Origin of the sequence: Streptomyces tibetensis, from assembly GCF_007655005.1 — a bacterium.
Taxonomy (GTDB): Bacteria; Actinomycetota; Actinomycetes; order Streptomycetales; family Streptomycetaceae; genus Streptomyces; species Streptomyces tibetensis.
This window is the reverse complement of the sequence record NZ_SZVW01000033.1, coordinates 30,175-45,202: the sequence shown is the minus strand read 5'-3', so window position 1 is coordinate 45,202 and position 15,028 is coordinate 30,175. Positions and strand designations below refer to the sequence as shown.

The following is a 15,028-nucleotide window of genomic DNA, read 5'->3' as shown; positions in this document are numbered from 1 at the left end:
GTGAGCGCCCCGGCCCTGGTCCGGCGGGCCGTGCGCGGCGCGACGGCGCTGCGCGGCGGCCGTGTCGGCAGGCTCACCCCGTACCAGTTCTACGGCGCCCTGTTCTGGCTGGTGATGACGCTGGCGTACTGGCGGATCCCGCTGTGCTGCGACGCCGGGCAGCACGCGGCGGTCGTCGAACGCCTCAAGGCCGACCTGCTGCACCCGGCCCACTCAATGGCCGACCTGCCGGGTGAGGGCAGCCCCTACTACGGCCCGTACGCCGTCGCCCAGGGGGTGCTGGCGCGCATGACGGGGCTGTCGGGCTGGGGGGTCGTGAAGCTGGCCGGGCCGGTGCACCTGGTGGTGCTGCTGACGGGGCTCGGCCGGTTCGTCAGGACCCTCACCCCGCGTCCCTGGGCGCCGGTGTGGGCGCTGCTGTTCATGACGCTGCTGTGGGGCAGCACGCGGATCCTGTGGAGCGGCTACCTCGGGCTGATGTCGATGACGACGAATCTGGGCTACCCGTCCACGATCACCATCGGCCTGACGTTCTGGGCGTGGGCCTGGACGGGTACCCGGGCGCGGGACGACGCCCCCGCCGTGCGCTTCGTCGGGCCGAGCGGGCTGGGCGGCTGGTGGGGGTACGCCGGGATCGGCGCCCTGTACGGGCTGATCCTGCTCACCCACCCCGTCACCGCGGCCTCGGCGCTCACCGGGGCGGTGGCGATCGTGGCGGCCCGGCAGCGCGGCCGGCGCCGCCCGGTCGTGGCCCGCTGGGCCCTCACCGGGGCGGCCTGTGCGGCGGTCGCGGTGGCGTGGCCGTACTACGACGTGCTGACGCTGGTCAGCGACACCGGCATGGACGCGATGCACCGGCAGCTGTACGAGAGGATGCTCGCCAATTCCTGGCTCGCGCTGCTCGGCCTGCCCGCACTGTGGGCCCGGGCCCGCAGGTCGGCGCGTGATCCGCTGGTGTGGATGTTCCTGCTGGAGTGCCTGCTGGTGGCGTACGGCTGGGTGAGCGGGCACTACACGTACGCCCGGGCCCTGTGGGCCGTGCTGGTGCCGCTGCAGTTCGCCCTGGCGGTGGAGCTGGCGGCGCCCCGGCCCTGGCGGCGGGCCCGGCGGGTGCTGGGCGGGGTGGCGGCGGCCGGGGTGTGCGTCGGGTTCGTCACCGTGCACGCCGGGGCGGTGGTGCCGCGCTCGGTCGACCCGGTGGGGTTCGCGCAGCCGACGCGCTGGCCGTCCTACGACTGGGCGGCCCGGCACATCGGGTCCGGCGAGGTGGTGATCACCGACGGGTACCTGGCCAGTCACGCCATCGCCGGGTACGGGCCGAACCTCGCCGCGCCCATCTGGCCCGACCCCGCCCTGGACGAGCGGGAGCGGGAGCGCCGGGCGGCCGACGTGCGCGCTTATCTGGCCCCCGGTTCGACCCGCGCCGAGCGGTCCGCCGTCGTCCGCCGCTATCACGTGCGCTGGCTGTTGCTGACGCGCTGGCACCCGGTGCCCGAGGAGGCCGTGGTGGTGGCGTGGAGCAGCCGGACGGGGGAGGTACTGGCGCGGGTCGGGGGGTGAGGTCCGGTGTCCTTGAGACCTACTCGATGACGAGGTCGACCTCGATGTTGCCGCGGGTGGCGTTGGAGTACGGGCAGACCTGGTGGGCCTGCTCGACCAGCTTGCGGCCGGTCGCCTCGTCCACGCTGTCGGGCAGCTCCACGCGGAGGGCGACGGCGAGGCCGAAGCCCTCGCCCTGCTTGCCTATGGAGACCTCGGCGGTCACGGCGGCGTCGCTGACGTCGACCTTGGCCGCGCGGCCGACGAGGCCGAGGGCGCTGCCGAAGCACGCGGCGTAACCGGCGGCGAAGAGCTGCTCGGGGTTGGTGCCCTGGCCGTTGCCGCCCAGCGCCTGGGGCATGCCCAGGGCGAGGTCCAGCACGCCGTCGGAGCTGACGGCCCGGCCCTCACGGCCGTGGGTGGCGGTGGCGACAGCGGTGTAGAGCGCGTCCATGGAAAACCCTTCCCTCTCACGTCAACGTTCGGCGGCCCGCTTCCGGGCCGCCCGACATCCAGAATTAGAGCACACAATTCAGTTGTGTGCAATTGAATGGCGGGCGCGAGCTATCCTGGGAGCATGAACACGCCGGACGACGACTGGCTCCGCCTGGACCAGCAGATCTGTTTCTCCCTGCACGCGGCCTCCCGCGCCTTCAACGGCGTCTACCGCCAGATCCTCAAGGACCTCGGCCTCACCTACCCGCAGTACCTGGTGATGCTCGTGCTGTGGGAGCACGACGAGCTGCCCGTGAAGAAGCTCGGCGAGCATCTGCGCCTCGACTCCGGCACGCTGTCGCCGCTGCTCAAGCGGCTGGAGGCGGCCGGTCTGGTGCGCCGGGAGCGCAGTGCGCGCGACGAGCGGTCGGTGGAGGTGCGGCTGACCGAGGAGGGCGTGGCGCTGCGGGCGCGGGCGCTTCAGGTGCCGCGCCGGATCGCGTCCTCGACCGGCTTCGGCCCCGAGGAGGTCCGCGTCCTGCGTGCCCGCATCGACGAGCTCACCACCGCACTCGACGCGGCCGCGGCGCTCGCCGAGCCGCAGGGCGGCTCGCCGGCGACCGGGCCGTCGTAGCCGCACCGGGCGGGATGCCGGCCGGCACACCGGGTTCGTCGCCCGGCTGCCGCCGGACGTGGAGGCGGAGGACCACCCCGTCCCGGGTGTGTTCCTCCCGGACGGTGAACTCCGTTCTCAGGACGGCGAGCTTGGTCCGCTCGACCGGATCGGCCGGGGACCAGCGCGGGTTCAGCACGTGTGCCTCGGCGACGACCCAGACGCGGTCCACCGAGGCGAGCCGGCGGCGCAGTTCCCCGGGGGTCGCCTCCCGGCCCCACAGCGTCCCGGAGCGGGGCGCGGACTCCCGCAGCGCGATGTCCCGCGTGCGCCGGAACCCCATCGGGTAGGCCAGCGCGGCGAGCCTGCCGACCGACGGCAGGAACAGCACCGGGTCACCGGGGCGCATCTGGCGGACGGCGAGCGCGGAGACCACGGCGAGGTTGTCCGGGCGGTGGGCGGCGGACCGGTCCTTGCGGTACACGGGGAGCTGGACCAGGAAGGTGCCGGTGAGGGCGAGGACGCCGGTGACGCCCACGACGACCCGCATCCGCCGACCGCCGAACCCCACCCGGCGCCCGTGGAACCGCACCCGCCGACCGTCGAACCGCACCGGCCGACCGCCGACCTGCACCCGCCGACCGCCGAACCCCACCCGCCCCTTGCCGACCCGCACCCGCCGACCGCCGAACCCCACCCACCGCTTACCGACCCGCACCCGCCGACCGCCGAACCCCACCCGCCCCTTGCCGACCCGCACCCGCCGCCCGCCGAACCCCACCCGCCGCCTGCCGACCCGCACCCGCCGACCGCCGACCCCCACCCGCCCCTTGCCGACCCGCACCCGCCGCCCGCCGAACCCCACCCACCGCTTACCGACCCGCACCCGCCGACCGCCGAACCCCTCCGGCCGCCCGCCGACCCGCACCCGCCGACCGCCGAACCCCACCCACCGCTTACCGAACCGCACCCGGGGCCCGTCACACCCCGCCCGTCCCAGCGCCCGGCCCACTCGCCCGGCCCCGGCCGCGACCAGCAGGGACGCGCCCGCCAGCGAATAGAGCACGTACCGGTCGTGGTAAAGCGGCCGGACCTGCGAGACGGTCATCAGGATCCCCGGCGGCACGAGCAGCAGCGGCACCGCGACCGCGGCCGTGCGCCGCTCCCGGAGTCCCACGGCCATCAGCAGCAGCGCGCCCCAGAACACCGGCCCCGCCGGACCGGGAGCGAAGTTCCGGGCGAGCCTCTCGACCCGGTCCCACCCGGGCGGCACCAGCCACGCCACCTGCCCGGCCTGCCCCTGCGACACCCACACCAGCGGCAGCAGTAGCAGTGCCACCGCCCCCGCCGCGCGCCCCCAGCAGGACCACACCCTCCTCGGCACCCGCAGCAGCGCCAGCGTCAGCGCGTGCGCGCCCAGCACCGGCACCGCCAGCTCGTGCAGCGCACAGGTCAGGGCGACGGCCGTCCCGTACCCCCACCAGGCCCGGGCGCCCGCCCCCTCCACGGCCCTCAGGAGCAGCAGCGTCGCCCCTGCCACACCCCCCGCGACCAGCGCGTAGGACCGTCCTTCCTGGGCGTAGTGGCCGGTCATCGGGGTGATCGCGTAGAGGACACCGGCCCCCAGGCCGGCCCGGGGCCCGGCCAGCCGGACGCCCAGTGCCGCGACCAGGCCGGCGGTCACCGTCGCCGCGCACACCGCCGGCAGGCGCAGCACGACCTCGTCCGGGTGGACGGTGAGGACGGCGTGCATGAACAGGTAGTACAGGCCGTGCACCGCGTCCACGTCGTGCAGCAGCCTCCAGATCTGCGGGACCGTGCGCTGCGCGACCTGGAAGGTGACGCTCTCGTCTCCCCACATACCGCCGCGGTCCAGTCCCCACAGCCCGATCGCGAGCATCACCGCCATGGGGACCGCCACGGGGACCGCCACGGGCAGCGCCCTCGTGGCGAACCTGCCGCTCCCCGTCGACTGTCCGCTCTTCACGGCCCGATTCTGTGCTGAATCAGGGGCTTCGCGTAGGTTTGATGGTGTGTTATCCCTTTCATGTCATTCGCCCGGCTTACGATCCGTCGTGATGAGTGCCGAGAGTGAGACCGAGAGCGAGACCCGGAAGGTGACCCGGAGTGTGAGCGGTACGGACGCCGGGAAGCAGCTCGCCCCCGAGGTCGCCGTCGTGGTGATCGGTTTCGACGACGCCGCGCATGTGACGGACGCCGTGCGCTCGGCGCTCGGCCAGGGGCCGGTCGTGCGCGAGGTGGTGGCCGTCGACGACTGCTCCAAGGACGGCAGCGCCGGCCTGCTGGAACGGCTCGCCGCCTCGGAGCCCCGCCTGAAGGTGATCCGCCGCCGGGTCAACAGCGGCGGCTGCGGCACCCCCCGCAACACCGGGCTCGGCGCGGTGACCTCGCCGTACGTGATGTTCCTGGACAGCGACGACATCCTGCCGACCGGCGCGGTCGAGGCGCTGCTCCGAGCGGCCGAGGGCGCGCACGCGGAGGTCGCGGGCGGCCTGTGCGTACGCCGGGAGCTGCCGTCGGGGCTCGAAATCCCCTGGCAGGAGCGCCTCTACGCGCTGCACGCCGTGGTGCCGCACCCCGCGCGGCGACCGCGCCTGGTCCACGACACGCTCTGCGTCAACAAGCTCTACCGCACCGACTTCCTGCGCGCGCACGGCATCCGCTTCCCCGAGGGCCGCTTCCCGTACGAGGACGTCGTCTTCACCGCGCGCGTGCTGGCCGCGGCCCCGCGCATCGCCCTGGTCCCGGACCGGGTCTACGTCTGGCACGTGCGCCGGTCCGCCGGGCGGCTGTCGATCTCCCTGGACCGGGCCGGTGTGGAGAACTGGCGGGCCCGTACGGAGGCGTGCCGGCAGGCGTACGAGGTGCTGCTGGGCGCCGGGCAGAAGGAACTCGCGCGGGCCGTGCGCGCCAAGTTCCTCGACCACGACCTGCGGATGTACGTGCGCGAACTGGTGTTGCGCGACGCCGTGTACCGGCGCGCATGGTGGGAGCTCACGCGGGCGCACCTCGCGGAGTACGACGCCGACGACTGGGCCCGCAACCCGGCCGCTCCCGGCCGGCTGGCCGGGCGGGTCGTCCTGGCCTCCCCGGAGCCGTGCGACCTGCCCCGGCTGCGGGAGCTCGCGGCCCGCCCGGCCCGCCTGTGCCCGCCGTACGCCCGTGCCGCGGACGGCACGCCCGTCTGGTCGCAACGGCTCCCGCAGGTGTCCCTGGAGCCCCTGCGGGCCCGGCCGGTGCGGGCGCTGCCGCTCGCCGTCGACGGGGAGCTGCGGCCGGGCGCGCGGGGCACCCGGCTGCGGCTGCGCCTGCACGAGCTGTACGGGCGGGTGGCGCAGGCGGGTCCGGAGGCGGTGGAGGTGGAGTGGCGGCACCGGGACGACGGTGACGTGGTGGTCCGGGGCGCGAGCGTGGCGCTCGCGCCGTGTACGGGGGCGCAGCCCGAGGCTTCGGAGACCGCCCTCGCGCCGCGTACGGGGGCGCAGCCCGAGGCTTCGGAGACCGCCCTCGCGCCGCGTACGGGGGCGCAGCCCGAGGCTTCGGAGACCGCCCTCGCGCCGCGTACGGGGGCGCAGCCCGAGGCTTCGGAGACCGCCCTCGCGCCGCGTACGGGGGCGCAGCCCGAGGCTTCGGAGACCGCCCTCGCGCCGCGTACGGGGGCGCAGCCCGAGGCTTCGGAGACCGCCCTCGCGCCGCGTACGGGGGCGCAGCCCGAGGCTTCGGAGACCGCCCTCGCGCCGCGTACGGGGGCGCAGCCCGAGGCTTCGGAGACCGCCCTCGCGCCGCGTACGGGGGCGCAGCCCGAGGCTTCGGAGACCGCCCTCGCGCCGCGTACGGGGGCGCAGCCCGAGGCTTCGGAGACCGCCCTCGCGCCGCGTACGGGGGCGCAGCCCGAGGCTTCGGAGACCGCCCTCGCGCCGCGTACGGGGGCGCAGCCCGAGGCTTCGGAGACCGCCCTCGCGCCGCGTACGGGGGCGCAGCCCGAGGCTTCGGAGACCGCCCTCGCGCCGCGTACGGGGGCGCAGCCCGAGGCTTCGGAGACCGCCCTCGCGCCGCGTACGGGGGCGCAGCCCGAGGCTTCGGAGACCGCCCTCGCGCCGCGTACGGGGGCGCAGCCCGAGGCTTCGGAGACCGCCCTCGCGCCGCGTACGGGGGCGCAGCCCGAGGCTTCGGAGACCGCCCTCGCGCCGCGTACGGGGGCGCAGCCCGAGGCTTCGGGGACCGCCCTCGCGCCGCGTGCGGGGGCGCAGCCCGAGGCTTCGGAGACCGCCCTCGCGCCGCGTACGGGGGCGCAGCCCGAGGCTTCGGGGACCGCCCTCGCGCCGCGTGCGGGGGCGCAGCCCGAGGCTTCGGAGACCGCCCTCGCGCCGCGTACGGGGGCGCAGCCCGACACTTCGGGGACCGCGCTCGCGCCATGTGCGGGGGCGCGCCCCGAGGCGTGGGGGGCCGCCGCCCCCGACGGTTGCGAGGCCACCTGGTCGGCGGAGACGGCCGTCGACCTCGCCGCACTGGCCGCGCTCGGCGCGGGCACCTGGGACCTGCGCCTTCGCGTCCGCTTCCGCGACGGTGCGAGCCGGGACGTCACGGTGCACGCGCTCAAGGGCGCCGGTCTGCTGCGCCGCACCGTCGTCCCGAGCGGCCGGCAGGGCGTGGTACTCGTACAGCCGTACTGCACGCACTCCGGCGCACTGGCGCTGCGGGTGGCTCCCGGCGTACGCGGTGTGCTGTCGGTCGTACGCCGACGGCTGCGCCGCCTGCTTCACTGAAGGCACGTCGACAGCGACACACCACACGGATCAGCGCGCAGCACCACCACGGGCCAACTGACGAGGGGACGGCCGCACATGACCTGGTTGATCACCGGCGGCGCCGGCTACATCGGCGCGCACGTCGTACGGGCGATGACGGCGGCGGGCGAACGGGCCGTGGTGTACGACGACCTGTCCGCCGGCATCGCAGAGCGTGTGCCCGAAGGGGTGCCGCTGGTGGTGGGCTCGACCCTGGACGCCGAGCGGCTCGCCCGTACCCTCGCGGACCACTCGGTCACCGGCGTCGTCCACCTCGCGGCGAAGAAGCAGGTGGGCGAGTCCGTCGAACGGCCGCTGCACTACTACCGGGAGAACCTCGAGGGCCTGCGGGTGCTGCTCGACGCCGTGACGGCGGCGAACGTGCCGTCCCTCGTCTTCTCCTCCTCGGCGGCGGTGTACGGCATGCCGGACGTGGACCTGGTCACGGAGGAGACGCCGTGCGAGCCCATGTCGCCGTACGGCGAGACCAAGCTGGCCGGTGAGTGGCTGGTCCGTGCGACGGGCCGGGCGACCGGGCTGTCGACGGCGTCCCTGCGCTACTTCAACGTGGCGGGCGCGGCAGCCCCGGAGCTCGCGGACACCGGCGTCTACAACCTCGTGCCGATGGTCTTCGAGAAGCTCACGCAGGGCGCGCCGCCGAGCGTCTTCGGCGACGACTACCCGACCCCGGACGGCACCTGCGTACGCGACTACATCCACGTCGTCGACCTGGCCGAGGCCCATGTCGCGGCGGCCCGGGCCCTGCGCTCCTCCCCCGGCCGCGGCCTCACGCTGAACATCGGCCGGGGCGAGGGTGTCTCCGTCCGCGAGATGATCGACCGCATCAACGCGGTCACCGGCCACGACCGGCCACCGGCCGTCATGCCCCGCCGCCCGGGCGACCCGGCCCGTGTGGTCGCCTCCGCCGACCGCGCGGCCACCGAGCTGGGCTGGAAGGCCCGGCTGGACGTGCAGGACATGATCACGTCGGCCTGGGAGGGGTGGGTACGGCTGCACCCGGAGGCACGGCGGGGCTGATCCGCCCGAACGTGAGTGAGCCCTGGGGCACCTACGGGGTTCACTCGGACGGGGTCCCGTCACGGGCCCGTCCTACAGCGCCTTCAGTCCCTCCGACGTGGCCCGGGCCAGGGCGCCCAGGTACCCCTTCGGGAGCTTCGGGCTGCGGATCACCACCGAGCGCCAGTAGAGGGGGCCGGAGATCAGGTCGAGGGCGAGGTCGTGATCGATGCCCTCGCGCAGCTCGCCGCGGCGTTCCGCCGCCGTCACGATGCCGGTGGCGACGCCGTCCTGGCCCTCCCGCAGGGCCTTCTGCATGGCCTCGGCGATGTCCGGGTTGCGGGCCGCCTCCGCCTGGAGGTCGGGGATGACCTGCGAGGCGACGGGGTGGCGCAGCGCGCGGGACGTCACCTCGTAGAGCAGCCGCAGGTCGCCCTCCAGAGAGCCGGTGTCCGGCGCGGGCAGGCCCTGCACGGCGAGCGCCGAGACGATGTCGAGGACCAGGTGCAGCTTGGAGCGCCAGCGGCGGTACACCGCCGTCTTCCCGACCCCCGCCCGGCGCGCGATCCCCTCGATGGACATCCGCGCGTACCCGACGGCCGCGAGCTCCTCGAAGACGGCCGCCCGGATCGCTTCCGTCACGTCCTCCCGCAGTACGGCCGCCCCCGCGGGGGCCCGGCGACGCGGGGGCTGCTGGGGCTCGTCCGGGTTCGTCGTCATGCCGACAGCATAGGGCGTCACGACGAAACGGTTGCGTTCCGACGTCAGTCCGACGTACGCTCCCGTTACGACGATACGGTCCCGTCCCGACGTAAGAATTCGTGAAGAGTCCGGTGAAAGACCACCCCGCCCCTCGCTCTTCGCGGCCCCCTGGTCACACACCCCCGAGCGAAAGCAGCGGATGTGAGTACGGTCCTCGACACACCGCCCCAGCCCCCGGCCCCGGCCGACCACGACCTCGCGGCCCTCGCCGCCCGCCACGGCCTCACGGTCAGCGGCGCGCGGCCCTCCCTGCCCGAGTACGTCCGCCGGCTGTGGGCCCGCCGCCACTTCATCACCGCGTTCGCCACCGCCAAGCTCACCGCCCAGTACAGCCAGGCGAAGCTCGGCCAGGTCTGGCAGGTGATGACCCCGTTGCTGAACGCGGCGGTGTACTACTTCATCTTCGGCGTGCTGCTCGGCACCAAGCACGGAGTGCCGGACTACATCCCGTTCCTGGTCACGGGCGTGTTCATCTGGACGTTCACGCAGAGCTCGATCATGGCGGGCACCCGCGCCATCTCCGGCAACCTCGGCCTGGTCCGCGCCCTGCACTTCCCACGCGCCGCGCTGCCGATCTCCTTCTGCCTCCAGCAGCTCCAGCAGCTGCTGTTCTCGATGGCCGCGCTGATCGTCATCCTGCTCTGCTTCGGCGTGCCGGTGTCCGCCTCCTGGCTGCTGGCGTTCCCGGCCCTCGTGCTGCAGTTCACCTTCAACGCCGGCGTCTCGATGATCATGGCGAGGTGGGGCGCCAAGACCCCGGACATCGCACAGCTGATGCCGTTCATCCTGCGCACCTGGATGTACGTCTCGGGCGTCATGTGGAGCCTCGACAAGCTGGCCAAGAACGACCACCTGCCGCACATCGTCAAGGTGGCGCTGGCGGCCAACCCCGCCGCGGTGTACATCGACCTGATGCGCTTCGCCCTGATCGACAGCTTCCACGCGGGGCAGCTCCCGCACCACGTGTGGCCGCTCGCCGTGGGCTGGGCGCTGGTCGCCGGAGTCGGCGGCTTCATCTACTTCTGGAAGGCCGAGGAGACGTACGGACGTGGCTGAGCACCCGAACGAGAAGATCCCCACCGTCGTCGCCGACGGCGTCGACATCGTCTACCGCGTCAACGGCACCGGCGCCGGACGCGGCTCCGCGACCGCCGCCCTCAACCGCATCGTGCGCCGCAAGCAGACCGAGAAGGCCTCGGGCGTGCGCCGGGTGCACGCCGTGAAGAACGTGTCCTTCGTCGCCTACCGGGGCGAGGCGATCGGCCTGATCGGCACCAACGGCTCGGGCAAGTCGACCCTGCTGAAGGCCGTCGCCGGCCTGCTGCCCGTGGAGAACGGCCACATCTACACCGACGGCCAGCCCTCCCTGCTCGGCGTCAACGCCGCCCTGATGAACGACCTCACCGGCGAGCGCAACGTGCACCTCGGCGGCCTGGCCATGGGCATGTCCCGCGAGCAGGTCAGGGACCGCTACCAGGAGATCGTCGACTTCTCGGGCATCAACGAGAAGGGCGACTTCATCACCCTGCCGATGCGGACGTACTCCTCCGGCATGGCCGCGCGGCTGCGGTTCTCCATCGCCGCCGCCAAGGACCACGACGTCCTGCTGATCGACGAGGCGCTGGCCACCGGCGACCGCTCCTTCCAGAAGCGCTCGGAGGAGCGCATCCGCGAGCTGCGCAAGCACGCGGGCACGGTGTTCCTGGTCAGCCACAACAACAAGTCGATCCGCGACACCTGCGACCGGGTGCTGTGGCTGGAACGCGGGGAGCTGCGCATGGACGGACCGACGGAGGACGTCCTCAAGGAGTACGAGGCGTTCACCGGCGACAAGGCGCCGAAGCCGAAACCCCAACCGAAGGTCGCCGTTCCCTCGTGAGGCCCACCCGGTCGGCCCTTTTGTCTCATTGATGGCAGCATGACCGCATACGGTGCAGCTGTGAGAGGGGGCCCCGGGATGACCGAGCTCAGTGTGATCGTCCACGGGCCGAACGTTCAGGACCATCTGACAGAACTCCTCGACTCCCTCGCCGCTCACCCCCAGCCGGACGCCGAGGTGATCGTGGCCGCGGTGGGCGACTGGGCCCGGGAGACGGCCGAGCGGCACACCCCGGACGGCGCGGTCGACGTAGTGCCGCTGCCGGACGGCACCGGGGACGCGGCGGCCCGGGCGGCGGGCGCGTCCCGGGCCTCCGGCCGCTGGCTGCACTTCGTGCACGCCAAGGACGGCCTGCCCGCCGGCACCCCGCGCACGATCGCGGAGCGGGTGGGCGAGCTCCCCGGCGAGGTCGACGTCCTCCTGCTCGACCACGTCCGCAGTACCTGGCACACCTCCGGCATGCCCTCCCCCGACGGCCCGCTCCTCGCCGGGGCGGGCCGCGCCGAGGTCGCCCTCGACGACTGCGCGCCCCTGCTGCGACTCACCCCACTGCTCGGCACCCGCGTGCTGCGCGCGGAGTTCTGGCGGGCGCACGAGTCGCGGCTCAGGACCGACGACGAGCCGTACGCCGCCCTGGCCGCCCTGCTGCTCGCCGACCGCGTCGCCTGCCTGCCGCACGTCGCCTACGAGGACCGCAGGCTGCGGCCCGCGAGCCTGCCCCCGGTCCCCCCCGAGCAGCGGTACGGCCTCGTCGAGCGCTACGAGTCCCTCCTCGACCTCACCCGGGACCGGCGCGCCGCGCACACCGTGCTCTACGACGTCATGGTCCGCGACTGCCTGCGCACCTTCGCGCGCGGCGGCATGCCGGAGGAGGTCGCGCGCGAGTTCTTCCGCCGGGCGTCCCTGGCCGCCCTGCGCCGCCGGCCCGAGGGCTACCGCCGCCCGGCCGGGCTCGAAGGCGTCCGCCGCTCCCTGCTGGAGGAGGACGCCTACGCGAAGTACCGGGCCTTCCAGGCCGTCAACCGCGCCCGCCGCAACGCCAGATCGGCCGTACGGGCCCGTAAGCGCCAGGCCGGTGCCAGACTCCGCGACCACCAGTACCGCAGGGCTCTCGGCCGTCCCGTCAACCCGCACCTCGCGGTGTTCGCGGCGTACTGGAACCGCGGCGTCGCCTGCAACCCCGCCGCGATCGCCGCCAAGCTCGCCGAACTCGCCCCGCAGATCCACGCGGTGTGGGTGGTCACCGAGGAGAACGCGGCCCTCCTGCCGCCCGGCACCGACCACGTCGTGCCCGGCAGCCGCCGCTACTGGGAGGTGCTGGCTACCGCCAAGTACCTCGTCAACAACGTCAACTTCCCGAACGCGGTGGTCAAGCGCCCGGACGCGATCCACGTCCAGACCCACCACGGCACGCCGCTGAAGCGCATGGGCATCGACCAGATGGCGTTCCCGGCCGCCGCGCAGGGCCTGGACTTCCCGGCGCTGCTGGAGCGCATCGACAGGTGGGACTTCAGCGTCTCGGCCAACAGCCACACCACCCGCATGTGGGAGCGCGCGTACCCGTCGCACTACGTCTCCCTGGACCACGGCTATCCGCGCAACGACGTCTACTACACCGCCGGTGCCGACGACATCCGCGCGGTCCGCGACCGCCTCGGCATCGCCCCGGGCCGCCGTGCCGTCCTGTACGCGCCCACCCACCGCGACTACGAGGCCGGCTGGACCCCGCGCCTGGACCTCGCCGCCCTCGCCGACCGCCTGGGCGACGACACGGTCATGCTCGTGCGCGGGCACTACTTCTACGGCGGCGCCGCCTCCCCGCTCACCAACCTGCGCCGCACCGGCCGGATCATCGACGTCTCCTCCTACGACCCGGTCGAGGAACTGTGCCTGGCGGCGGACGTCCTGGTCACGGACTACTCCTCGATCATGTTCGACTACGCCAACCTCGACCGGCCGATCGTGATCCACGCCGACGACTGGGAGACGTACCGCACGACCCGTGGCGTCTACTTCGACCTGATGGACCAGGCCCCGGGCCCCGTCGCCCGCACCCAGCAGCAGCTGACGGAGATCCTCACCACCGAGGCCTGGCGCGACGAGAGCGCGGCGAAGACCCGGGCCGTCTTCCGGCGCCGGTTCTGCGAGTACGACGACGGCCGCGCCGCCGAACGCGTCGTCCGCCGGGTCTTCCTCGGGCAGGACGAACGGGACCTGCCTCCCGTGCTGCCGATCGAGGAGCGCACCCCGGCCCCGACCCCGCAGGAGGCGACCGCATGAGCGCCCCCGACGTCACCGTGACGGTCATCGTCTACAACGACGCCGAACGGCTCACCCGCGCGGTCGATTCGGTGCGCCGCCAGACCCACGCCAACCTCGAGATCATCATCAGCGACGACCACTCCACGGACGCGACCCCGGCGGTGGCACAGCGGCTGGCGGCCCAGGACCCCCGGGTGCGGCACCTCCGCCTGGAACGGAACAGCGGCGGCTGCAGCGCCCCGCGCAACCGCGCCCTGCAGATCGCGCGGGCGCCGTTCCTGATGTTCCTCGACAGCGACGACGAACTCCCCGACAACGCCGTGGAACTGCTGCTCGCCGCGCACCGCGAACGCGAGGTCGACTTCGCGATGGGGGCGGTGCAGCGGGTCCGTGTGGACAACGGCCGCCGCTCGACATGGATGCCGCACCTGGTCGCCGAGCGCCGCACGCTCGACGGCATCGAGGCCGACCCGCGGCTGTTCTTCGAGCACCTGTCCACCAGCAAGATGTACGCCCGCGCCTTCCTCGACCGGCACGACCTGCGCTTCCCCGAGGGCATCCACTACGAGGACCAGCTGTTCTCGGCGCAGGCGTACTGCCTGGCCACGAGCTTCACGATCATCCCGGAACCGGTCTACCGCTGGTACGTGGCGCCCTTCGCGACCTCCGAGACGGCCTCGATATCGAACCAGCGGCACAGGCTCGCCAACGTCCGGGACCGGGTCCACGTCCAGCACCTCATCGACGCGTTCCTGGCCGAGAGCGGTCACGAGTCGCTGCGCGAGGACAAGGACCACAAGTTCCTCAAGCACGACCTGCGGATGTACGCCGGTGACCTGCCCTACCGGGACGACGCCTGGGTGTCGTCCTTCGCGGACATCGTCACGCCCTACCTCGACACACTGGCGCCGGGCGCCTTCGCACGCCTCCCGCGCGCCGAACGCGTCGTCATCCAGCTGATCCGCGACCGCCGTCTGCCGGAGGCCCGCCTGGCCGCCCGGGGCCTGGGCCACGCGGTGGGCCCGAGGACCGTGACCGCCGACGCGGCAGGCCGCACCTACTGGGGGGAGCGGGTCCCGGAGTCGGAGTGGTCACGCCGCGAACTGAGCGTCGCCGACCTGGAGCTGGAGACCCGGCCCTTCCCGAGCGCCCAGTTCCGCCACGAGATCAAGGAGATCACCCGGGGCCCGGGCGCTTCGATCGACCTCACGATCCGCACCTACGACCCGGCGCTGCGGCTCCCCGTCGGCCCCCAGCGCGCGACCCTCCTCATCGCCCCGGGCGGCCGCCGCCTCCACGTCCACTTCCGCCTCTCCCCCGTCCGCCCCGGCCTCTTCGAGGGCCACGCCCACCTGGACCTCGCGGCGGCCCCCCTCCCCCTCCAGGGCTTCGCGGGAATCCGCCACCCGCTGCTCCGCCTCCAGCACCAGGGCCTGTCCCACACGGGCCTGCTGCTGGCCCCCCTGGCCTTCCCGGCCCTGACGACCCGCGTCCCTTCCCACCACCTGACGGTGGAACCGGAGGGCCACACCCCGGGCCGCCTCCAGGTCCGCTGGGAGCCGCTGGGCGTAACAGCGGCCCTGATCCGCCCAACGGTACGCAAACTGGCCCGCCCGAGAGTGAAACGGGCGGTGCGGCTGGTGGCGAGCGCACTGAAGTAGCGGCCGCTTACCCACCCGACTGCGGGCGCGCGTGCCGCTGTCGGCGCAGCTG

At 73.7% G+C, this 15,028-nt stretch carries 11 protein-coding genes; 8 read left to right on the top strand and 3 right to left on the bottom strand.

What is annotated here, in order from left to right:
- Positions 1 to 1,560 carry a hypothetical protein gene (locus FDO69_RS38890; RefSeq protein WP_104788453.1) on the top strand — a complete coding sequence of 520 codons (1,560 nt, stop codon included), beginning with the start codon at positions 1 to 3 and terminating at the stop codon, positions 1,558 to 1,560.
- A 19-nt stretch (positions 1,561 to 1,579) separates the two neighbouring features.
- On the opposite strand, the gene FDO69_RS38885 is transcribed toward FDO69_RS38890, so the two are convergent.
- Positions 1,580 to 1,993 (bottom strand): organic hydroperoxide resistance protein, encoded by a 414-nt coding sequence (locus tag FDO69_RS38885; protein ID WP_104788450.1) that lies wholly within the window; start codon positions 1,991 to 1,993, stop codon positions 1,580 to 1,582.
- 96 nt (positions 1,994 to 2,089) lie between these two features.
- Between FDO69_RS38885 and FDO69_RS38880 the strand changes: the two genes are divergently transcribed.
- On the top strand, positions 2,090 to 2,608 hold the full coding sequence (locus tag FDO69_RS38880) for a MarR family winged helix-turn-helix transcriptional regulator (protein ID WP_104788448.1): 519 nt from the start codon (positions 2,090 to 2,092) through the stop codon (positions 2,606 to 2,608).
- Here FDO69_RS38880 and FDO69_RS42570 read toward each other — a convergent pair.
- A complete protein-coding gene (locus FDO69_RS42570) occupies positions 2,535 to 4,496 on the bottom strand; it encodes a glycosyltransferase family 39 protein (RefSeq protein WP_234388293.1) in 1,962 nt (653 codons plus the stop codon). The two genes, FDO69_RS38880 and FDO69_RS42570, sit on opposite strands and share 74 nt — an antisense overlap.
- A 169-nt stretch (positions 4,497 to 4,665) precedes the next feature.
- On the opposite strand from FDO69_RS42570, the gene FDO69_RS42565 reads away from it, so the two are divergent.
- Together FDO69_RS42565 and galE are read left to right on the top strand one after the other, a co-directional pair.
- Positions 4,666 to 7,374 (top strand): glycosyltransferase, encoded by a 2,709-nt coding sequence (locus tag FDO69_RS42565; RefSeq protein WP_234388289.1) that lies wholly within the window; start codon positions 4,666 to 4,668, stop codon positions 7,372 to 7,374.
- A 78-nt stretch (positions 7,375 to 7,452) separates the two neighbouring features.
- Positions 7,453 to 8,433 (top strand): UDP-glucose 4-epimerase GalE, encoded by a 981-nt coding sequence (gene galE, locus FDO69_RS38855; RefSeq protein WP_104788446.1) that lies wholly within the window; start codon positions 7,453 to 7,455, stop codon positions 8,431 to 8,433.
- A gap of 72 nt (positions 8,434 to 8,505) precedes the next feature.
- Here galE and FDO69_RS38850 read toward each other — a convergent pair whose 3' ends face one another.
- Positions 8,506 to 9,132: a TetR/AcrR family transcriptional regulator gene (locus FDO69_RS38850; protein WP_104788443.1), complete on the bottom strand. Its 627-nt coding sequence runs from the start codon at positions 9,130 to 9,132 to the stop codon at positions 8,506 to 8,508.
- A 183-nt stretch (positions 9,133 to 9,315) separates the two neighbouring features.
- On the opposite strand from FDO69_RS38850, the gene FDO69_RS38845 reads away from it, so the two are divergent.
- The 4 genes from FDO69_RS38845 (at position 9,316) to FDO69_RS38830 (ending at position 14,976) form a co-directional block, all read left to right on the top strand.
- A complete protein-coding gene (locus tag FDO69_RS38845; protein ID WP_104788440.1) occupies positions 9,316 to 10,230 on the top strand; it encodes an ABC transporter permease in 915 nt (304 codons plus the stop codon).
- Positions 10,223 to 11,053 (top strand): ABC transporter ATP-binding protein, encoded by an 831-nt coding sequence (locus tag FDO69_RS38840; RefSeq protein ID WP_104788437.1) that lies wholly within the window; start codon positions 10,223 to 10,225, stop codon positions 11,051 to 11,053. Before FDO69_RS38845 ends, FDO69_RS38840 begins: the two co-directional genes overlap by 8 nt.
- A gap of 78 nt (positions 11,054 to 11,131) precedes the next feature.
- Complete coding sequence (locus FDO69_RS38835) at positions 11,132 to 13,333, top strand: CDP-glycerol glycerophosphotransferase family protein (RefSeq protein WP_104788435.1); 2,202 nt, start codon at positions 11,132 to 11,134, stop codon at positions 13,331 to 13,333.
- The gene (locus FDO69_RS38830) at positions 13,330 to 14,976 is read left to right on the top strand and encodes a glycosyltransferase family 2 protein (RefSeq protein WP_104788432.1); all 1,647 of its coding nucleotides are present in this window, start codon (positions 13,330 to 13,332) and stop codon (positions 14,974 to 14,976) included. The genes FDO69_RS38835 and FDO69_RS38830 overlap by 4 nt, the downstream gene beginning before the upstream one ends.
- Positions 14,977 to 15,028 lie beyond the last annotated feature (52 nt).